Raw genomic sequence first — 21,365 nt, 5'->3', positions numbered from 1 at the left:
CCTTCAGCGTCAGCTCTTGGTGACGACGACCTGGTCAAACATCTCCGCGGTCAACGGGCTGGCCGTGACACCGGAGACGCCCTTGCCGACGACGAGGGCCGGCGGGCTGTGGCTGATCGGCAGACCGGGGAGGTACTCCTCCATGATCTTCTTGTTCAGCGCTTCGTAGGTCGTGGTGCGCTCCGCCTCGTCGACGACGCCGTCCGCCTTCCGCAGCTCGCTCGTCAGGGTCTTACCCCAGTCGTTGGCGTAGGTGTGGAAGTCGTTGGTGTCGGAGGAGAAGAAGGTCCCGATGAAGTTGTTCGCCGAGTTGTAGTCACCGGTCCAGCCCAGCAGCCACGCGTCGAACTGCCCGTTGTCGACCCCGTCGAGGTAGCCGCCGTTCCACGGCTTGGTGACGGCCTCGACCTTGATGCCGATGTCGGCGAGGTTGGCGGCCAGGGCCTCGTGGATCTTCTGCGGGTCCGGCATATAGGGCCGGCTGACCTCGGAGGGATAGGCGAACTGCAGAGTCATCCCCTCGGCGCCGGCTTCCTTCAACAGGGCCTTGGCACCCTCGGGGTCGTACTTGACCGGCTGCAGGTCCTTGTTGTAGCCGGCAACCGTGTCAGGCATGAACTGCGTTGCGACGGTGGCGCCTTCGGGCAGCTGGCTCTGAACCATCTGCTCACGGTTGAGCGCCATGTAGATCGCCTTGCGGACGCGCAGGTCCTTCAGCTTGGGGTTCTTGTCGGGGTTGAAGCCCATGTAGAGGATGTTGAAGGCCGGGCGCACGAGCACCTGGTTGCCCCCGTCCTCCAGCGCCTTCCAGTCCACCGGGTTCGGCAGGTCGTAGGCATTGATCGAGCCGGCCTCGAGCTCCTGGCGACGGGTCGACTCGTCGGGGATGATCTTGAAGATCAGCTTGGCGGTCTTGGCCTTGTCGCCCCAATAGTCGTCATTGCGGACCAGGGTGATGGTCTTGTTGGCCTGGTCGTACTTGTCCAGCTTGTAGGGGCCGGTGCCGACAGGGGCCATCGCGTAGGCGGGGTACTTGAAGCCTTCGCCTTCCTTGGCCACATTGTTGGCGTCGCCGTCCTTGAGTGCCTTGGGGCTCTGCATGGAGAAGGAGTCCAGGGTCAGCAGGACGGGGAAGTCGGAGGTCACACGGGTCAGGTTGAGCACGACGGTGGCGTCGTCCTTGACCTCGCACGACTTATAGAGCGAGTCGTCCTTGCCGCCCTTGAAGCCGCCCATGGTGTAGGCCCAGTACTCGGCCGGGCCGGCGGCCGCGACCTCGTTCTGGGTGAACATGCGCTCGAAGTTGTAGCAGACGGCCTCGGCATTGAAGGTCTCGCCGTCGGTGAACTTCACGCCCTGGCGCAGCTTGAAGGTCCAGGAGAGTCCGTCGGCCGAGGGCTCCCAGCTCTCGGCAAGCTCGGGCTCGGGGTCGGCGGTGCCGTCCTTGATGCCGAGCAGACCCTGCATCATCTGCCGGGTCACCCGGAAGGTCTCACCGTCGCTGGCGTAGAAGGGGTCGAAGACCTCGGGCGCGCCGGCGGCGCCGAAGGTGAAGGTGTCGCTGGCCGCACCGCCCCCGCCCCCGGAGGTGGCGCTCGAGCCAGTCGAACCGCTCGTGCCGGTGCTGCCGGTCTCCCGGTCAGACTTGGCACAGCCAGCCAGTCCGAGCGCGACGACACTGGCGAGGACGACGGGCGTGGCCGTCTTCCGCGAAAGTTTCATGGGCTACCTCTTCGGTCGTATGCCGCCCTGGCGGCGGTTGCCGTGGCGGTCTTGTCAGGGCCTTCGGTGCGGACGAGCCGGCGGCGGACGAGCCGTCGCGACGAGGGCGTTCCGCACTGAACGCTCATCGCACCCTAGTGACCGACTTGCCGCGGTCGCGCGACGCCGCGGGCTTTGTTACCGAAGGGATACCCCGCGAGCGCGCCTTTTGCGGCGGGAGGGGAACCAAAGGCGCGCTTTTCCCGCGGGGCGGGCGCACGGCATACGGGCTGGGATGCAGGAACGCCCCCGACCTGCGTGGGTCGGGGGCGTTGCTGAGCCGCTTGTCGGAATCGAACCGACGACCTATTCATTACGAGTGAATCGCTCTGGCCGACTGAGCTAAAGCGGCGGGCGCTGGGCGCGTCGTCAAGTATACGAGACGGATCGGGCACCCAATCTCCGCCCCGCAGGTAGCGGCCTGGACATTGCGGCCGGCGAAGGTCCCTGGAAACGAGGACTACCGCGCGGCGGCCTCCGGCACGATCCTGGCGAGGATTGTGAGCGGGCCCAGCACGCTCGGTCCCTTCAGGAGGCACGTGATGAGCAGGCGCGGAATGCGTGAACTCGACCGCCGGACGGGGACGACATGGTAGGCGAGCGCAGCGCTCCCCCACCGGCCATCACGGGGTATACGCCGATCCAACGCATCAGTTCCGGCGGCTACGGCGACGTCCATCTCTATGACGAGCCACGGCTCAACCGCAAGGTTGCCATCAAGGTGATCCGGGACCCGCTCGCCGACCCGCACGTGCGTCAGCGCTTCGAGACCGAGGCGCACACCATGGCCAAGCTCGAACATCCGCATGTTGTGCGGATCTATGGCACGGGGACAACAGACGCCGGACAGCCCTTCATCAGCATGATGTTCTGCCCCAACGCAACGATGGCGGAGCGCTGCCTCCGCGAGCACTTGAGCGTCGATGAGGTCCTGCGCATCGGCATCGCGATGAGCGGTGCCCTGGAGAGTGCCCACCGAGCGGGCATCCTGCACCGCGACGTCAAGCCGGCGAACATCTTGACGACGCCCTGGGACGAGCCGGGGCTGTCGGACTTCGGGGTGGCCGCGAATGCGGCGGCCGCGGACGACGGCGACATCGGCGTGTCGATCCCCTGGTCCCCGCCGGAGATGCTGCTCGGCCGGGCCAAGGGGTCGCCGGTCACCGATGTCTACTCTCTGGGCGCGACGGTCTGGACCTTGCTGGTCGGGCGCAGCCCGTTCGAAATCCCGCGGGGCGACAACTCCCGGATGGCACTCATCGGGCGGATCGGCAATGCGCCGGTCCCGCGGACCGGGCGCAATGACGTACCGCCCGTGCTCGAGCAGATTCTGGCCCGGTCGATGGCCAAGGATCCGGCGGCGCGCTTCCGCAGCGCCGCTGACTTCGGTCGAGCCCTACAGTCGGTGGAAATCCGGTTGCAGCGGCCGGTGAGCAATATGGTCGTGCTTGGCGCGGGCACGGCCACCGAGGCGCGCAGCTGGCCGCGCGAGGAAGCCCTGTGGCTGAGCAATGACGACGACCAGCCCGGCGCGGCGTGGCCGTCGCGGCCCTACCCCCTCGCCACCGAAACCGCCGGTGGCCTGTCCCCGTCGGGTCCCGGTGGCCAAGCGTCGAGTGGCCAGGGAGTCGGCGCAGCGGCCTTCGGCGGGCAAGCCGCCGGCGGGGCGTTCGTGCCGCCGAGTGCCACCGGCGGGGCGCCCGGTGTATCTGCGGCGCGCGCGCCGAATGGCAATGCGCCCTGGACCACAGGGCCGGTGGGAGCGTCGGGGCTCCCCGCGACGTCGTGGTCGCCGATACCTTCTGGGCCGACCACCGGTGGGGCGACATCGTGGTCCGCGGCGCCTTCCGGCCAGCCGGGTGGTCTCGCACCTGGCTGGTCGTCGGGCCCGGACACCTACACCGCCAACACGGTGCTGAGGTCGCCGGTTGGGGGCGCCTCGCCGTCGGTGACGACCTCGCCGCCGAAGCGTTCGGGCAATCATGAACGCTGGGTCATCGGCGGCCTGGTGGCGGCCTGCCTGGCGGTGGCGATCCCCTTGGCCTGGGTGATCGTGGGGCACAAGAAGGCACCCGACAACCCCAGCCGGGCCGGGGGCCAGATCAGCACCAGTCAGGGAGCGACGACCGGCATCGCCGGGAGCACGACGAGCGCAGCGGCCGAGAGTGGCACACCGACATCCTCTTCCTCGCATCAACCGACCAGCACCGGGACGTCGTCCGGGTCGCAGCCGAGTAGCACCCCGACTCAGAAAGCATCTCGGCTCCCGTCGCGGAGCACCACCAGTGCCCGACCTTCCCCGACCACGAGCCGGCCGGCGTCGAGTAGTACCCCGTCGCCGACAACGGCGACCACAGTCCCGCCCCCGCCCACCCCGCCGATCCCCGACAACGCCTTGCCTCCGGCCTTGTCAGTGGGTAGCGGTTGGACCTATGCCTCGTCGCCGTCCACCGAGCCAGTGCAGATCAGCACGGTTTTCGACCATGACTGCAATCAGAAATACGTGCCGACCGGTTCGCTCTCCAACACCCTTGTCGACCCGAACGGCCGGCACACCGAGATCCGGATCTCGCGGCTACCGGCGGGGCAGTCCAGCAGCGCGATGGCCGACATGGCCGTGATCATCGCCAACTGCCACTGGACCAGGGCCGGAGATGGACAGCCGCAGAGCGCCATCGTCACGCCGTGGGACGGGCACGACCAGGGCTACCTCATCGAGCGGACGAACACCAAGACCGCCAGTGGCGTCCCCTGGGCCTATGTACCCGGCCTGGTCATGCAGGTCGTCGGCGACTACGTGATCATGGTCGAGTCGTCCTATCCCACCATCGAGGAGGCATTGAGCGTCGCCGAGCAGGTGTCCCACCTGGTCGCCGACAATGTTCGCGCCAACGGTTGATCAGGGTTTCCTCGGGTCGCCTGCGGGTTCAGCAGCGCGTGCCGTCGGCGGGCACGGCGTCCTTGACGTAATAGTCGTTGATCGCGTTGTCGATGCAGGTGTTGGCCCGCATATAGGCCGTATGACCGTCGCCGTCCATCGTCAGCAGGACTCCCGACTCGAGCTGGCCGGCGAGGTCGACCGCCCAGTCATACGGGGTGGCGGGGTCGCGGGTGGTGCCCACGATGACGATGGGAGCGGCGCCGGGGGCGGTGATCTTCTCGCCCTTCCCCGTGGGCTTGATCGGCCAGTTGCCACACACCAGGCCCGACCAGGCCAGCAAGCGCCCAAAGACGGGGGCCGCCTGCTCGGCGGCCTTCGCCCTCTCGCGGTAGACCGCCGGGTCGGCGCTGTCGCCATTGTCGAGGCAGTTGACGGCGTTGATGACCTGCATCAAATTGCCCGAGTAGCTGCCATTGGGGCGGCGCTCGGCGTAGTCGTCGGCCATCGCCATCAACTCGGTGCCGTCGCCGGCCACCACGGCGCGCAGCGCCTCGGTCAGGGCGTCCCAGCGGCCCTGGTCGTACATCGCGGCGGCGACGCCATAGGACGCCCAGCCCTCGGTCAGCTTGGTGACGCGCGCGTCCCCGGTGACCGGGGCCGCCGTGGCGTCGAGCTTCGCGAGCAGGTCGATCAGGCCGGTCACGACGGCGTCGACGTCCTTGCCGAGGGGGCATTTGCCAGACTCGACGCAATCCTGGGCCCACGCCTTGGTGGCAACGTCGAAGCCCTTGGCCTGGCCGACCGCGAACTGCTCCGGGGTGAGATTGGGCGCGACCGCTCCGTCGAGGACGAAGCGACCCACGCGGTCGGGAAAGAGACCCGCATAGGTGGCACCAAGGAAGGTGCCATAGGACTTGCCGAGATAGGTCAGCTTGGCATCGCCTAACGCGGCCCGCAGGATGTCCATGTCCTTGGCCGCCTCGACGGTCGAGACGTGCGGCAGCAGCGGGCCGGCATTCGCCTGGCAGGCGGCGCCGAAGTCCTTGGCCAGCCGGACCGCCTCATCCTCCTCGCTGCGGTCATCGGGGGTGGGGTCCTGCCCGAGGAAGGTGTCCATCTGCGCCGGCTTCACGCACTCGATCGGGGCCGAAGCCGCAACGCCGCGCGGGTCGAAGCCGACCACGTCGTAGGCCTTTCGGACCGGGGTCCCGACGATGAAATCGGCATACTTCGCGTAATCGACGCCGCTGCCGCCCGGGCCGCCCGGGTTGACGACCAGGGAGCCGAGCGCCGTGCCGCCGCCGCGGCGCGACACCTTGAGCACGCTGAGTTGAATGATCGCGCCCTGCGGATCGGCATAGTCGATCGGGACGGTCAGCTTCGCGCACTGTGGGCCGCCGCAGTCGGACCAGGTGAGCGTCTGCTCGTAGAACTTCGCCAGCGCCTCCTGGCCAGGCGGGACCCGGTCGCTCGTGGCCAGCGCGGGCGACGGGGTGGCGTCACGGTCGAAGGGATTGGGGATGGAGCAGCCGGTCAGGGCGAGGCCCGCGCCGGCGAGCAGAGCGACCGCGCGTCGGTCAGTGCGCCGGTATCGCGGGACGGACGCGGGGCGGTGGCGGCGCGGCACGTCCACACGTTAACTCACGGATCTGGTGCGGAGCCGAGTGCCGCAGCGCCGGCGGGCGCTTTGGTGGTCCTCAGCGGGGCAGCTGCAGCGAGATAGCCATCGCTTCGAGCGCGAGCAGCGGCGGGACGTTGGCGGCGATCCGCTCGCGCGCCAAGCCGATGGCATCCATCGCCCGCAACAGGCCTTCGCTGCCGAAGGCGCGCCCGAGTTGGCCGACGACGGCGAGATTGTCTTCATTGACCAGGCCGACCCGTCCGCCCTGCCGCTGAACGAGAGCATCGCGATAGACCGACATCAGGTCGATCAAGGTCCGGTCGACGACATCGCGCGTGAATCGCGTGCCCCGGGTTTTCTGCTCCTTCTCCAGCGTGGCGAGTTGGGAGCGGATGTGGGGCGGTTGGGTGCGCGCGGCGGGATCCGCGCCGAGCGTCTGCATCAACCGCTCGCGTTCACGGGAGTTGCGCTCGGTCAGCGCCCCCTCCTTCTCCTCCTCGGCGATGGCCATCAGGTCCGCAGCCGCAGCAACAGCATCGCCGACGCCGCCGAGTTTGGCCGGCAAGGTCACGACCTGGCGGCGGCGGATCCGGGCGCCTTCGTCGCGGGCCAGCCGACGCGCGAGGCCGACGTGGCACTGAGCGGCCCGGGCGGCATACGTGGCCATGGCGGGGTCGATGCCGTCACGCTCGACGAGCAGCCGGGCGACGGCGGCGACGGGCGGAGTGCGCAAGCGCACGTGACGCGAGCGGGAGCGCAGGGTGATCAGGACGTCCTCGACGGAGGGGGCGCAGAGCAGCCAGATCGTCCGCGCGCCGGGCTCCTCGATCGCCTTGAGCAGGCTGTTGCCGGAGTGATCGGTGAGGCGATCGGCGTCCTCGACGATGATGACCCGCCACGCACCGACCGACGGTCGGCGGGCGGCGATCTGGACCAGGTCGCGCGCGAGGTCGACCTTGATCGAGAGGCCTTCGGTGGCGACGAGGTCGACATCGGCATGGGTGCCGTCGAGGGCGGTTCGGCATTCGCGACACTCGCCGCACCCGGCGCGCGGGCAGAGGAGCGCAGCCGCGAACGCCCGGGCCGCGACCGACCGGCCGGAGCCCGGCGGGCCGGTGAAGAGCCACGCGTGAGTCATGGCGTCGGGCCGCGCGACGGCCCGCTGCAGGATCTCTAGGGCGGGCTCCTGGCCGACCAACTCGCTCCAGACGCTCATCGATTCGCCGCCATCAGGCCGCGGTCGATCAGGGCCGCGACGATCCGGTCGTGGATGGCGACCGGATCGAGCGAGCCGTCCACCACGGCATACCGCTGGGGGGCGGCGGCTGCCAGCGCGAGGAAGTGGGCGCGCACGGCAGCGTGATACTCGTCGGCCTCGGACTCGAGGCGGTCGTGCACGGCGCCGCGACGGCGACGGCCTTCCTCGGCGCTGATGTCCACGATGACGGTCAGGTCGGGGAGCAGGTCGTCGACGGCCCACAACTGCAGGGTGCGCACCTCCTCGGCGCCGAGCGCGCGGCCGGCGCCTTGATAGGCGACCGCGGAGTCGGTATAGCGATCGGTCAGCACGACCTGCCCGGCGGCCAGGGCGGGACGGACGACCTCCTCGACATGCTGGGCTTTGTCGGCGGCGAAGATCAGCGCCTCGGCGCGCGCGCTCATGTGGTCGCCGTGCAGGAGCAGATCGCGCAGAGCCCGGCCGAGTTCGGTGCCCCCGGGCTGGCGGGTGACCAGGACGCTACGGCCGAGCAGGGCATACGCCGAGGCGAGCAGCCGCACCTGGGTGGACTTGCCCGCCCCGTCGCCGCCCTCGAAGGCGATGAAGATCCCGTCACTCACGGCCGCCACCCTAGTGGGGGCCGGTGACACCGCCCTGCGCCTCCTTCGGCGCGAGCAAGGCGCTGAGGGCGACAAGCGAGACCTTGCCGGTCTCGTTGCGAGGTGACGCGTCGACGACGCGGACCTCCCGGGGCAGGGCGAAGCGCGAAATGTGACCGCGCAGTGCCGCGCGCACGGCCTCCCCGTCGACGTCGGCGCCCGGAGCGGCCACCACGAAGGCGATCAGCCGCTGGCCGAACTCCGGGTCCGACACGCCGAGGACGGCGGCTTCGGCCACGCCCTCGAGCGCGCAGAGCGCGTCCTCGACCGCGGCGGGATAGACGTTCTCGCCACCGCTGACGATCATCTGATCGACCCGGCCGTCGACGTAGTAGAGCCCGTCCACATGGCGTCCGAGGTCGCCGGTGGCGATCAGACCGTCGTGCCGGTGACTGTCTGCCCCGCCGAGATAGCCCTCGAAGACCATCGAGTTCGCGACATAGAACTGCCCCACGTCGCCGTCGGGGACTTCGGCGAGGTCGGCATCCAGGAGCGCGACCCGAGTCGCCAGCGGCGGGGTGCCGGCCGTGTCGGGATGCGCGCGCAACTGCTCCGGGACCGCGATCGTCACCCAGGACGCCTCGGTCGAGCCGTAGAGGCTATAGAGCACGTCTCCGAAGTCGTCCATGAAGGGCACCGGCAAGGTGGCGGGCAGCCGCGATCCGCTTGTCGCCACCACCCGCAGCGCCGGCGGCTGCGGCCCAGGGTTCGCCGACCGCCATTCGTGCAGCCGCTGGATCATCACAGGCACGGCGAACATCACCTGGCAGTCGTGCTCGACCAGATCGGCGTAGGCCGTGGCCGACTCGAACCGCCGCCGCAGCACGATCGTCGCCTGCAGCCCGAAGCACAACTGCAGCGCCGCAAACCCCCACGTATGGAAAATGGGTGCGCTGATCAGGACGCGATCCGTCGCGTGTAACGGAATGCGCTCGATGATCGCGACGAAGGAGTCGACGCCTCCGGGATTGCGCCGCGGGGCACCCTTGGGCGTCCCTGTCGTGCCGCTGGTCAGCACGATGACGTGGCCCCGACGCGCAGGCGGGCGCACGGCACGCCCCCGTCCGGCCGGGCCGTCACCGAGGGCCATCAGGTCAGCCAGGTCGAGGGCCGCGACCGCGGTATCGGCGAGGAGTGGGCCGAATTCCTCGTCGTGCACCACCAGACCGATCCCGTATGCCTGCGCGGCCGCGGCCAGCTGCTCGGCGGCGAATCCGGTGTTGAGCAGGACGACGTCACCGCCCAACTGGTCGATGGCGAGCATCGCGATCACCAGGTCGCGACTATTGCGTGCCAGCACGGCGACGCGATCCCCGGGACGCACGCCGCGGGCGAGCAGCACGCGAGTGACGCGCTCGGCTTGGGCGATCAACTCGGCATACGTCAGGCGTCCGGACTCATCGACGATCGCGATGCCCGACGGGCGGCGCGCCGCCGCCCCGCGAGCCTCGCCGCTCAGGCCGAAGCCCCAGGTCGTCAGGGCCCGGACCTGACCGAGGCTGCGGTGTGGCAGCGTCGGCTGGAGCAGGCCGCGGCGCGCAAGCACGCTGACGATCTGATAGGGGCGCATGGCCCGAGCCTAGGAGGTTCGAGGCTTGCGGGTCGTCGTCGTGCGGGCAGCCGCCTTGCTCGCGGAACTCTTTGTCGTCGTGGTTTTGCGGGTGGTGGTCTTGGCCGACTTCTTGGCCGCCGCGCGCTTGCGCGGGGCCGGTCCCTTGGCCCGCTTCTCGGCCAGGAGCTCGAAGCCGCGCTCGGGCGTGATGGTCTCGACGTCGTCATCGCGCCGCAACGTCGCATTGGTCTCGCCGTCGGTGACATAGGGTCCGAAACGCCCGTCCTTGACGGTGACCGCCTTGCCGCTGACCGGGTCGGCGCCGAGTTCGCGCAGCGGCGGCTTGGCTGCCGCCCGCCCGCGGACCTTGGGCTGGGCATAGATCGCCAGCGCCTCGTCGAGGGTCAGGGTGAACAGTTGCCCCTCGGTCTCCAGCGAGCGGGAGTCGGTGCCCATCTTCAGATAGGGCCCATAACGACCGTTCTGCGCGGTGATCGGGACGCCGGTCTCCGGGTGCTGCCCGAGCGTGCGCGGCAGGGAGAGCAACTGCAAGGCGGTGTCGAGATCGACGCTCGCCAGGTCCATATCCTTCAGCAGCGAGGCGGTGCGCGGCTTTGGCGCCGCCGTCTTGCGGGTCGTGGTCGTCGCTGGCGCCTCGGGCAGGATCTCGGTGACATAGGGCCCGAAGCGCCCGGCCTTGGCGACGATCTCGTGGCCGGTGGCCGGGTCGACGCCCAGGCTGCGGCCGTCGTCGGCGGACATCGCGAGCAGACTGCGAGCCTTCTCCGGCGTCAGGTCCGCGGGCGCGATGTCGTCGGGGATCGAGGCGCGCTTGGGCGCGACCGCGGCGCCCTCGGTCATCTCGCCGGTCGCGGGGTCGACGCCCTCGGGGGCGACCTCCTCGACATACGGGCCGTAGCGGCCGACGCGCACGGCGAGACCATCACCGATCTCGATGGTGGAGATGGCGCGCGCGTCGATCTCGCCGAGGTCCTCGACCAGATCGCGCAGGCCTTCGGCGGAACTCGCCTCGTCGCCGAAGTAGAAGCGGCGCAGCCACTGCACCCGGTGGGCGTCGCCGCGGGCGATGTCGTCGAGGTCGGCCTCCATCGCCGCGGTGAAGTCGTAGTCGACCAGCCGGCCGAAGTGCTCCTCCATCAGCCGGGTGACGGCGAACGCCAACCAGGAGGGCACCAGCGCGCTGCCCTGGGTGGAGACATAGCCGCGGTCCTGGATCGTCCCCAGCGTCGACGCATAGGTCGACGGGCGGCCGATCTTCTTCTGTTCCAGGGCCTTGACCAGGGTGGCTTCCGTATACCGCGGCGGCGGGACGGTCTCGTGGCCTTCGGCCTCGACGCGGGCGACGTCCAGCCCATCGCCCTCGTGCAGCTGGGGCAGGCGGCGCTCTTCCTCGGCGGCGACCTTGGCCGCCTTGCGCCGGCGCGAGTCCTCCTCGTCGCGGCCTTCCTCATAGGCCGCGAGGAAGCCGCGGAAGGTGATCACCGTGCCGCTGGCACTGAACTCGGCAACGCGGCCGTCGGGCAGGGTGCCGGCGACCTTGACGGTCGCGGTCGACCCGGTGGCGTCGGCCATCTGGGAGGCGACGGTGCGCTTCCAGATCAACTCGTAGAGCGCGTATTCGGCGCCCCGCAGCTCACCGGAGACCTGCGCCGGTGTGCGGAAGACCTCGCCCGCCGGGCGGATCGCCTCGTGCGCCTCCTGGGCGCCGGCGTTGCTGGAGCGGTAGTGGCGCGGTGCGTCGGGGACGTAGGCCGCGCCATACATCTCGCGCGCCTGGCTGCGGGCCGCGCTCAGCGCGGCCTGCGAGAGCACCGTGGAGTCGGTGCGCATATAGGTGATGTAGCCGTTCTCGTAGAGCCGCTGCGCCACGCGCATCGACTCCTTGGCCGACATCCGCAGTTTGCGGGAGGCCTCCTGCTGCAAGGTGGAGGTGATGAAGGGCGCGGACGGCCGACGGGTGTAGGGCTTGTCCTGCACCGAGGTGACGCACACCGGCACCTGGGCGATCCCGTCCGCGACGAGTCGGGCACCGGCCTGGTCCAAGTGCACCGCCTTGGCATGGGTAAGCACGCCACGGTCGTCGAAGTCGCGGCCGGTCGCCACCCGGTGCTCGTCCAGCGCAGTCAGGCGGGCGGTGAACTCCTCGCCGGCGGTCGTCGCGAAGTCGGCCTCGACGTCCCAGTAGGACGCCGCCCGGAAGGCCATTCGCTCACGCTCACGCTCGACGACCATCCGGGTCGCCACGCTCTGCACGCGGCCGGCACTCAGGCCCGCGCGGACCTTGCGCCACAGCACCGGCGAGACCTCGTAGCCATAGAGCCGGTCGAGGATGCGCCGAGTCTCCTGGGCGTCGACGAGGTTGGTGTCGATCTGGCGGGTGTTGGCGGCGGCGCGCTGGATGGCGTCGCGGGTGATCTCGTTGAAGACCATCCGCTTGACCGGGACCTTCGGCTGGAGCGCCTCGAACAGGTGCCAGGCGATCGCCTCCCCCTCGCGGTCCTCATCGGTGGCGAGGTAGAGCTCGTCGGCGTTCTTGAGCAGGCGCTTGAGCTCGGCGACCTTCTTCTTCTTGTCTGCGTCGACGATGTAGTAGGGCTCGAAATCGTTGTCGACGTCGACCCCGAACTTGCCGAAGGGGCCCTTCTTGATCTCCGCCGGCATCTCCGAGGGCGTCGGGATGTCCCGGATGTGCCCGATCGAGGCCTCGACGTCGAACTCCGGTCCCAGATAGGCGGAGATGCTCTTGATCTTCGCCGGGGACTCCACAATGACGAGCTTGCGCCCGGCCACGCCCACCACAACCTTTCGACCCGGCCCGAAGGTGCCGGGCGCCACATATCGGGAGCACGGTATACCGAGCCCCCCGGCTCCCGTCGAACCGCACCGACCTCCCCCTACATAGTTGAATCTTAAACTTCAACTGCTATGCTGGGCGGTATGACCGATCGTGCCCCCGTCCTCTACCTCAGCCACGGCGCGCCGCCGCTTGCCGATGACGCCACTTGGAAGGCCGAACTGGCCTCGTGGTCAACACAATTGGCCCGGCCGAAGCAGATCTTGATGGTCTCGGCCCACTGGGAGGCAGCGCCCATCGCCGTCAGCGCCTCCGCGCGGAAGGTCCCCCTCCTTTATGACTTCTGGGGGTTCCCACAGAAGTACTACGAGGTGACCTACGACGCCCCCACCGCGCCCGACCTCGCAGCCGATGTCGACCGGTTGCTGGGCGGGGTGGTCCAGCGCGATGAGTCCCGCGGTCTTGATCACGGTGCCTATGTGCCGCTCGTGGAGATGTACCCCGACGCCGACATCCCGGTGCTGCAGCTCTCGATGCCGACGCTGGAGCCGCGGGCGTTGTTCGAGGTCGGTCGCGCGCTGGCACCCCTGCGCGACGCGGGGACGATGATCGTCGGCTCCGGCTTCACCACGCACAACCTGCGCTGGTTCAACCCGGGTGCGCCGGCCGACGCGCCCGCCCCCGCCGCGTCCGTCGAGTTCGACCACTGGGCGGCCGAGGCGATGGCCACCCAGGACGTCGACGCGCTTCTCGACACCGACCACCGCGCACCCGCTGCGCGGATCGCCCACCCCCGCACCGAGCACTGGGCGCCTCTCTACGTGGCGCTCGGGGCCGCCTATGCCGGCGGGTCGCTGGCCAGCACCAGCGTGGTGGACGGTTTCTGGTACGGCCTGTCTAAGCGGTCCTGGCAATTCGCGAACTGATCGAGCGCCCCGGCTCCTGACGTATCACGCGTGCCGGACCGGCCTCTCTTCGAGTGAGGCAGACCACCCCGGGCCGCTGGCCGGAGCGCCTCCCCGGCGGCCCGGCCGGGCAGGCCTACCATCGCCCCCATGGGGGTCATTCATCGATCGGCGCTCGCGGCTGCCGCGCTGGCGGTCGGCCTGGCGGCCTGCACCGGTGGGGGCAGCGGCAGTGGCGGCACCGCGGGGGCGCGCACACGGCATACGTCCTCGGGAATGGGGAGCGACGGACCGTCCGACACACCCACACCGAGCACACCGGAGCCCGTCTCAATCACGATCGGGGCGAGCGGCGACCTGTTGACGCATGTCGCCGTCCGCCGCAGCGCCGAGGCGTATGCCGGCCGCCCCGGCCACTACGACTTCAGCCCGATGTTCGCCAAGGTGGCGCCGCTGATCAAGGGGGCCGATCTCTCCTTGTGTCATCTGGAGACCCCGCTGACCTCGACGGACACCAACCTCTCCCGGCCCGGCATCTTGGTCTTCAACACCCCTCACGAGCTTGCGGACGGAGCCGTGGCCGCGGGCTATAAGGGGTGCGACTTCGCCTCCAACCACACCTGGGATCAGGGGCTTGCCGGCCTGAAGGACACCATCGGCGTCTTCACAAGCGTCGGCTTGGGGTATGCCGGGCCGGGGGCGAGCGCGAAAGACCCGATTGAGGTCGCGAGATATGACGTGGGTGGCGTCAAGGTCGCCCACCTCGGCTTCACCTACACGATCTACAACAACTGGGGACCCAACACCGATGTCCCTCCGGAAGCGCCCTGGCTGGCAGACGCCCTGTGGCCGGCGACCGGGGCCGAGGGCATCATCCGCGACGCCAAGCAGGCCCGCGCCGACGGCGCCGACATCGTCGTCGTCAGCCTGCACTGGGGCCAGGAGTATGTCGCCGAGCCCACACCCGACCAGAGCGAACTGGCCAAGGCGTTGTTGGACTCCCCCGAGGTCGACTTGATTCTCGGGACGCACGTCCACCGGGTTCAGCCCTGCCAGGTGATCAACGGCAAGTACGTCTTCTACGGGCTCGGGAACTTCCTGTCCAACCAGTCGCCGCAGGTGGATGCAAGCCTGCTCCCGCAGACCCAGGAGGGCATGTTTGCGCAGGTGACGATCACCCGGGACGCGGACGGCACGGTCACCTCCAGCGCCGCCTATCAGCCGACGCAGGTCAACCTGGCCGGGCATGTCATCGAGCCGGCGACCAAGGCCGGCAACCCGACGACCTTCGACCGGGTGACCAAGGTCTTGACCTCGCTCGGCGACTGCCCGCTAACGCCGTTGACCCCGTAACGTGCGTGCGGACCGGATGACTCAGCCGGTCGCGGCCACGATCAGCCCGTCGGCGATCCAGCCGCGCAGTCGCGGCGTCTGCTCGGCACGCACCTCGTCCGCGTCCAGGTCCAGGAGGGCGGCGATCGCCACCAGCGCGGCGCGGGCGCTCAGGTCGCCGTCGCACACGGACAACAGCGCCGCGCCGACGGTGTCGAGGCGATCCGTCACGCGCAGGCCGCCGCCCTGCCGGGCCACGATGACGCGCGGTTCGGCTTCACCCGGCCGGTAGTGGTGCTCGACGGTGACATCCTGCGCGACCGTCCACGTGGCGTCCAGGACCGCATCATCGTCGTGCTCGGCCAGCCACGACCGAGCCGCAATGCCACGCTCGATCACCGGGCCCATCGGCCCCGTCACGGGGCCGCGCGCGTCGGTGAGTTCGACGAAGGGCGCGCGCTCCACCGTGGGGCGGTGCAGCGTGACCACACCGAACGCGACCCCGCTCACCGAGCGGCTAGCGAAGTCATCGAGCCAACTGGCATACATCCGTGCGTAGTCGGCCGTGCCGCTCTGCTGGCCGCCGTCGCGCGCCCAGGTCTCGGCATACTGCCCGGGGTCCTGGATCTCGCGCAGCACCACCCAGGCGTCGACCCCGGCGCCCTGAGCCCAGGCCCCGATCCTATTGCGCCAGTCGCCGCTGTCGCTGACCTCCCAGTTGGCGAGGATCTGGGCGATGCCTCCGGGCTCGAGGTGCTCACCGAGGCCGGCAACGAGCGCCTGGACCGTGTCGTCACCGTGGCCGCCCGCATCGCGGTATTCGTAGGTCGGCACGTGCGCATCGCGCGGGGTGATCACGAAGGGCGGGTTGCTGACGATCAGCCCGAACCGTTCTCCCGCAACGGGTTCGAGCATCGACCCGGTCCGCAGTTCCCACTCCTGCTCGTTGAGCGCGGCATTGAACGCGGCATACGCCAAGGCCCGGGTGGAGAGGTCGGTCGCGACGACCCGGTCCGCGTGCCCGGCCAGGTGCAGGGCCTGGACCCCGCAGCCGGTGCCGAGGTCCAGGGCGCGGCTCACGCGGGGTCGAGGTGTCCAGGCGGCGAGAGTGGCTGAGGCGCCGCCGACGCCGAGGACGTGATCGGTCCGCAGCGGCGCGCGAGTGGCGATCTCGCCCTGATCCGAGGCGACCCACCAGTCGGTGTTCTCATCGCCGTATGGCTGCAGATCGCATGTCGCGATCAACGCGTCGCCCGCGATCCGCGCCAGCCCGAGCGCGATGGCACCGGCGCTGCCGAGCGATGGTAGCGCGCGATCGGCGTCGCGCAGATCGACTGGGTCACCGAGGATGAAGAGCCGGATGAGGACGGCGACCGGATCGGCGTGCGCACGGGTCGCCCGCTCGGCCGGCAACCGTTGCTCGCGGGCCAGCGCGCCGGCGGCCACCGCCTCGAGGACCTCGTCGCAGCGAGCCGCCGTATAGGGGGCGGCGCGCAGGTCGGCACGCAGGCGCGCGATGGCGTCGGAATCTAGGAGCAGGGGCATGGCCGAAACGCTATCTCTCGTGGCGCGCGAGGAGGATCCGCCTAGACCGGGGCCGGGTGACGAGCCTCGCCGACTGCCGTGGCGCGACGACGGGAGCGGGCGGACGCGCTCTCAGCGGGCGATGGCGAAGTCCGGCGACTCGGCCGTCTCAGCACTCCTCGAGGGGCCGGCCGGGTCAGCGTCGAGGGCAGACGCCGGTGTGTCGAGAGATCCCGGGCCGCTCGTCGGCGATGCCGGCGTCGAGGCGCGCGTGGGTTCAGCCACGGTGCGCGTCGGCCCCGAGCCGGGAGCGGAATCGGCGAGTTCGCCGATCAGCCCGAGCACACGCACGCCTAAGGCGGCGAGGAAGAGCGCGTCGGCGACCAGTTCGAGGCACTCCTCGATCGTCTGCTCCAGGCGTTCGACAGTCATCGGCATGGTCGCCGGGTCGATGGTGTCCATGCCGATGGCGATGGCCGCGGTGAGAGCCCCCAGGCAGAACAGCACCAGCGCGGTCTTGTCGGCGCGCAGCGCACGCAGGACGAAGGGCAGGAAGACCAGCCCGGCGATCGCGACAAAGAGCATCTGGAAGTCCCCGGGCGCCAACCAGCTCAGGCCCGGGATCCGGATGTCGCGTGGCGCGAGGACGCGGTCGCGGATCCGCTCGTGGACGGCGAAGCGGTCATCGAGCGCGAGATAGACCATTCCTGCCGCCAACAGCCAGTGCACGAGGCGCGCGCCCCGTGACCAGCCCCGAAGCCGCCCGACGACGGCGGCGAGGGCCGATGCCGAGGCGGCGAGCACGAGGAAGACCGTCTGGATCCACGTCATCGGCGTCAGTTCGGGCGCGATCCACACCCAATAGCGCGGGTATTGGGCCGCCGCGAGCACCGCAGGAACGAGGACCGAGAGGGCAAGCAGGGCGACGACCAGGCGGAATCGGGCTTTGGTGAGAGAGGGGGTCACGCTCTTCACCTTGCACTACCGGCGAGCTCAACCCGGGCAGCCACCACATCCACCGGCGCGCCGTCCGCAGCGGCCTGGATAGCGGTGGCGAACATGATTGCGCCCCGGGCGAGCACCTCGTCGCGCCACCAAGCGCTGTGGGCGGTTTGGATGATGCGGCCCTCGGCCAACAGCAGGCGATTGATCGGATCGTCGGCGTCGAAGGCGATCTCGTCGACGGCGTAGCCGCGCAGTCGATGCGTGAGCAGGGCGTCGCGCACGGCGCTCTGGTCGACCAGGACCGGGCGCCCGACGTTGACGACGAAGGCATCGGGGTGGAGCAGCGCGAACTCCTCCGCCCCGAGGATGGGCGGCACGCCCGGGCGAGTGGACGCGCATACGGCAACCAGGTCGGCCTCGGCGAGGGCGGAGCGCAGGCCGGCCATCTCGATGCCCTCCGCGCGCGCGACGGCCGCTGCGGACGGGTCGATGTCGACACCCACCACGCGCATCCCGAGGCCACGCGCGAGGCCGGCCAGCCGGGTTCCGATCCGGCCCACGCCGATGACAGCGAGCGTGCGCGAGGTGATCTCGACGCCGCGCAAGGAGACATCTGCCCGGACCCGCCCGCGCGCCTTCTCGTTCGCGAGGTGGACGCGGGTTGCGCTGGCGAAGATCAGTCCCAGGGCGTGCTCGGCGACGGCGTTGGTGGCGTATTCGGGCAGCGTCGTCACGCCGATCCCCCGCGCCGCGAGGGCAGAAAGATCGAGGTGTTCGTAGCCGGTGGCATAGAGCACGATGTGGCGCAGATCCGGCAGCGCGTCCAGGAACTCAGCGTCCAGGACGGGCAGGGTGACATTCGTGGTGGCGAGCACGTGCGCGCCCCGCAGCAAGGCGATCGCCTCCTCGTGGGAGGGGGCCGTATGCCGCTTGGCGAAGACGACCTCGTGCCGCACGCGCAGCGCTTTGGCGGATGCCGTTGGCAGGCTGGCCTCGCCGGCCCGGCTGATGATGACGACCTTCGTGCTCATTGCGGCATACCTCCCCGTATGCGGCCCGCTCGTCGGACTGCTTGTCCCTCCAGACGCGTCAGCCTCGAGAAGGGTTGTGCACATGTCGGCACAAGCTAGGCCCGGTGTGGGCTGCCTCTGGGGCAGCCCACACCGGGCCTGAGCGGATCGTTATCGGGGCGTTAACCGCAGGGCGTGCCTCGCACTGTGGCGGCGCGAAGAACGTCGTGGGATGGCCTAGTGGCGCTCGACGGGCTCGTTCGCGATGGCGTCGTCGGGGCTGATTCCGGCGTGGCCGGGTGCCTGCACCAACTCCGGAGCGACGTGCCGCGCCGGCGCGTTCTCGCCATCGCCACCGTCGGTGATGGAGATGCCGCGCCGCTTGGAGACGGCGACCGCGGCAACGACGATCAGGAAGGCCGTAGCGGCGATGCCGTAACGCACCGCGGCGTTCTCGCCGCCACCGATGGACAAGGTGACGATCGCCGGGGCGATGAGCACCGACACGAGGTTCATGACCTTGATCAGCGGGTTGATCGCCGGGCCGGCGGTGTCCTTGAACGGGTCGCCGACGGTGTCGCCGATGACCGTGGCCGCGTGAGCGTCGGTGCCCTTGCCGCCGTGGTGGCCGTCCTCGACGAGCTTCTTGGCGTTGTCCCAGGCGCCACCGGAGTTGGCGAGGAAGACCGCCATGAGCGCGCCGGTGCCGATGGCGCCGGCGAGGAAGCCCGCGAGGGCGCCGATGCCGAGACCGAACCCGACGGCGATCGGGGTCAAGGCGGCGAGCAGACCCGGGGTCGCCAGCTCACGCAGCGAGTCCTTGGTGCAGATGTCGACGACCTTGCCGTATTCGGGCTTGGCCGTGCCCTCCATGATCCCGGGGATCTCGCGGAACTGGCGACGAACCTCGAAAACGATGGCGCCGGCCGCCCGGGTGACGGCGTTGATGGCCAGACCGGAGAAGAGGAAGACGACGGCGGCACCGAGGATCAGACCGACCAGAGTGTTGGGCGAGGTGACCAGTGCACTCGCGTTGGCCAGCCACTTGGTGGCCTCTTCCTGCGTGGTGTTGCCGGGGTCGCTGATGTCGCGGACCGCGGTCTGCCAGGCGTCGGTATAGGAGCCGAAGAGCGCCGTCGCGGCGAGCACGGCCGTCGCGATCGCGATGCCCTTGGTGATCGCCTTGGTGGTGTTGCCCACCGCGTCGAGCTCGGTGAGGATCTGGGCGCCGTCGCCGTCGACGTCACCGGACATCTCGGCGATGCCCTGGGCGTTGTCCGAGACCGGCCCAAAGGTGTCCATGGCGACGATGACGCCGACCGTGGTCAGCAGACCGCAACCGGCCAAGGCGACGAGGAAGAGCGAGAGGGCCACCGCGCCACCGCCGAGGAGGTAGGCGAGGTAGACCGCGCCACCGATGATCGCGGCCGTGTAGACGGCCGATTCCAGGCCGACGCCGATACCCGAGAGCACAACGGTGGCCGGACCGGTGAGCGAGGTGCGGGCCACATCGCGGGTCGGCTTGTCCTCGGTGCCGGTGAAGTAGCCGGTCAGCCAGAGGATCACACCCGCCAGGGCGATGCCGATGACCACGGCGAGGATCGCCGTCATGCGGGGATTGCCGGTCAGCGCGGCGACCTCTTCGTTGGTCGAGCCGAGCTTGGCGTAGGTGTCCGGCAGGTAGAGGAAGGCGGCGACCGCCGACAGCGCCGCAGAGATGGCGGCGGCGATGTAGAAGCCACGGTTGATGGCCTTCAGGGCGTTCTCGCCGGGGCGCGCCTTGGTAATAAAGACGCCGAGGAGGGCGGTGATCGCGCCGATGGCGGGGACGATCAGCGGGAAGACCAGGCCGTAGGAGCCGAACGCGACCGAGCCGAGGATGAGCGCCGCAACGAGCATCACGGCATACGACTCGAAGAGGTCCGCAGCCATACCGGCGCAGTCGCCCACATTGTCGCCGACGTTGTCGGCGATCGTCGCCGCGTTGCGGGGGTCGTCCTCGGGGATGCCGGCCTCGACCTTGCCGACCAGGTCGGCGCCCACGTCGGCGGCCTTGGTGAAGATGCCGCCGCCGACCCGCATGAACATCGCGAGGAGCGCGGCGCCGAAGCCGAAGCCTTCGAGGACCTTGGGGGCGTCACCCTGGTAGAGCAGGACGACGACAGAGGCACCGAGCAGGCCGAGGCCCACCGTGGCCATACCGACGACACCACCGGTGCGGAAGGCGATCTTCATGCCTTCGTCGCGCTTGCCCTCACGGGCCGCCTCGGCGACGCGGACGTTGGCCTTGACCGCCAGACTCATCCCGAGGTAGCCGATGGCGGCAGAGAACAGGGCGCCGACGACGAAGAAGGCCGATCGGCCGATCTTGATGCCGGTGTCACCCGGCAGCAGGAAGAGGAGACCGAAGACGAGCACCACAAAGATGGCGAGCGTGCGGAACTGCCGAGAGAGGTAGGCCTTGGCGCCCTCTTCGACGGCCGAGCCGATGCTCTGCATATTCTCGGTGCCGGCGCTGTACGCGAGCACCTGACCGCGGAAGACCCAGCCCATGACCAGGGCAATCAGGGCGATGGCAAGAACCGCGATGGTCAGGGTGCGATTGCTGCCGCTCAACTCCAAAGTCGATCCGGCTGCAGGCAGCAGCGATACCAGGCCTGTCATGGGCCCATCCTCCTCGATGGTTTTACGTCAAGAAGTCCCCTGGCCGCAGGTGGAAGCGCCGGGGACACTGAGGTCAGGCTATACCGGTCTACGCACGCGCCAGAACGCGTGTGCCCGGTGTCACGTCACGCCGGCGAGGCGTCGAACGCGCTCAGGGCGCCCGCGACATCCTCGTGCACCGGGAGCACCAGATCGACGCCTGTGACCTTGATCATGCGAAGGATGCGGTCGCTTGCGGCGACCCGTAGGTGGCCGTTGCGGATGCGCAGTTCGCGCAGCCGGCCGACCAGCACCCCCAGGCCGGTCGAGTCCAGGAACGAGACGTCGGTCAGATCGGCGATGACACGATCGGACCCGTGGGCGATGACCGCGGTGAGGGCATCACGCAAGAGGTGAGCCGTGTGGAGATCGACCTCGCCTTCGGCGCGAACGACGGCCACGTCCCCGTGGTGGTCAGTCGTAACGACGAGCATGTGA

At 69.6% G+C, this 21,365-nt stretch carries 14 protein-coding genes and 1 tRNA gene; 3 read left to right on the top strand and 12 right to left on the bottom strand.

Annotated features, from left to right (window positions below; all coding sequences use genetic code 11):
* Positions 1–9 precede the first annotated feature (9 nt).
* Together ABD209_RS10285 and ABD209_RS10280 are read right to left on the bottom strand one after the other, a co-directional pair.
* Positions 10–1,722 carry an ABC transporter substrate-binding protein gene (locus tag ABD209_RS10285; RefSeq protein WP_344065700.1) on the bottom strand — a complete coding sequence of 571 codons (1,713 nt, stop codon included), beginning with the start codon at positions 1,720–1,722 and terminating at the stop codon, positions 10–12.
* A 317-nt stretch (positions 1,723–2,039) separates the two neighbouring features.
* Positions 2,040–2,113 (bottom strand) — tRNA-Thr (locus ABD209_RS10280).
* 237 nt (positions 2,114–2,350) lie between these two features.
* Here ABD209_RS10280 and ABD209_RS10275 point away from each other — a divergent pair.
* Positions 2,351–4,660 carry a protein kinase domain-containing protein gene (locus ABD209_RS10275; RefSeq protein ID WP_344065697.1) on the top strand — a complete coding sequence of 770 codons (2,310 nt, stop codon included), beginning with the start codon at positions 2,351–2,353 and terminating at the stop codon, positions 4,658–4,660.
* 28 nt (positions 4,661–4,688) lie between these two features.
* On the opposite strand, the gene ABD209_RS10270 is transcribed toward ABD209_RS10275, so the two are convergent.
* The 5 genes from ABD209_RS10270 to topA form a co-directional block, all read right to left on the bottom strand.
* Positions 4,689–6,269 (bottom strand): alpha/beta hydrolase, encoded by a 1,581-nt coding sequence (locus ABD209_RS10270; RefSeq protein WP_344065694.1) that lies wholly within the window; start codon positions 6,267–6,269, stop codon positions 4,689–4,691.
* Between the two features lie 70 nt (positions 6,270–6,339).
* Positions 6,340–7,479, bottom strand: coding sequence for a DNA polymerase III subunit delta' (locus ABD209_RS10265; RefSeq protein ID WP_324386641.1), 1,140 nt, complete (start codon positions 7,477–7,479; stop codon positions 6,340–6,342).
* Positions 7,476–8,102: a dTMP kinase gene (gene tmk / locus ABD209_RS10260; protein WP_344065690.1), complete on the bottom strand. Its 627-nt coding sequence runs from the start codon at positions 8,100–8,102 to the stop codon at positions 7,476–7,478. The genes ABD209_RS10265 and tmk overlap by 4 nt, the downstream gene beginning before the upstream one ends.
* A gap of 10 nt (positions 8,103–8,112) precedes the next feature.
* Positions 8,113–9,711, bottom strand: coding sequence for an AMP-binding protein (locus ABD209_RS10255; protein WP_344065687.1), 1,599 nt, complete (start codon positions 9,709–9,711; stop codon positions 8,113–8,115).
* Positions 9,712–9,720: 9 nt separating this feature from the next.
* On the bottom strand, positions 9,721–12,513 hold the full coding sequence (topA, locus tag ABD209_RS10250) for a type I DNA topoisomerase (protein WP_425564649.1): 2,793 nt from the start codon (positions 12,511–12,513) through the stop codon (positions 9,721–9,723).
* A gap of 138 nt (positions 12,514–12,651) precedes the next feature.
* Between topA and ABD209_RS10245 the strand changes: the two genes are divergently transcribed.
* Both ABD209_RS10245 and ABD209_RS10240 read left to right on the top strand, forming a co-directional pair.
* Positions 12,652–13,434 carry a dioxygenase family protein gene (locus ABD209_RS10245; RefSeq protein ID WP_344065681.1) on the top strand — a complete coding sequence of 261 codons (783 nt, stop codon included), beginning with the start codon at positions 12,652–12,654 and terminating at the stop codon, positions 13,432–13,434.
* A gap of 129 nt (positions 13,435–13,563) precedes the next feature.
* On the top strand, positions 13,564–14,766 hold the full coding sequence (locus ABD209_RS10240; protein ID WP_344065678.1) for a CapA family protein: 1,203 nt from the start codon (positions 13,564–13,566) through the stop codon (positions 14,764–14,766).
* 21 nt (positions 14,767–14,787) lie between these two features.
* On the opposite strand, the gene ABD209_RS10235 is transcribed toward ABD209_RS10240, so the two are convergent.
* From ABD209_RS10235 to ABD209_RS10215, 5 genes are all read right to left on the bottom strand, one after another.
* On the bottom strand, positions 14,788–16,290 hold the full coding sequence (locus ABD209_RS10235; RefSeq protein WP_344065675.1) for a DUF7059 domain-containing protein: 1,503 nt from the start codon (positions 16,288–16,290) through the stop codon (positions 14,788–14,790).
* A 111-nt stretch (positions 16,291–16,401) separates the two neighbouring features.
* Positions 16,402–17,235, bottom strand: coding sequence for a hypothetical protein (locus ABD209_RS10230; protein WP_344065672.1), 834 nt, complete (start codon positions 17,233–17,235; stop codon positions 16,402–16,404).
* A 5-nt stretch (positions 17,236–17,240) separates the two neighbouring features.
* A complete protein-coding gene (locus ABD209_RS10225; protein WP_344065670.1) occupies positions 17,241–18,245 on the bottom strand; it encodes a 2-hydroxyacid dehydrogenase in 1,005 nt (334 codons plus the stop codon).
* Positions 18,246–18,461: 216 nt separating this feature from the next.
* Complete coding sequence (locus ABD209_RS10220; protein ID WP_344065665.1) at positions 18,462–20,888, bottom strand: sodium-translocating pyrophosphatase; 2,427 nt, start codon at positions 20,886–20,888, stop codon at positions 18,462–18,464.
* A 125-nt stretch (positions 20,889–21,013) separates the two neighbouring features.
* Positions 21,014–21,328, bottom strand: a complete 315-nt coding sequence (locus ABD209_RS10215; RefSeq protein WP_344065662.1) for an anti-sigma factor antagonist — start codon at positions 21,326–21,328, stop codon at positions 21,014–21,016.
* Positions 21,329–21,365: the final 37 nt, after the last annotated feature.

The organism is Nostocoides vanveenii (assembly GCF_039531165.1).
Lineage (GTDB): Bacteria > Actinomycetota > Actinomycetes > Actinomycetales > Dermatophilaceae > Nostocoides_A > Nostocoides_A vanveenii.
Note: the sequence above shows the minus strand (reverse complement) of the source record. Positions and strands in the feature narration are given on the sequence as shown.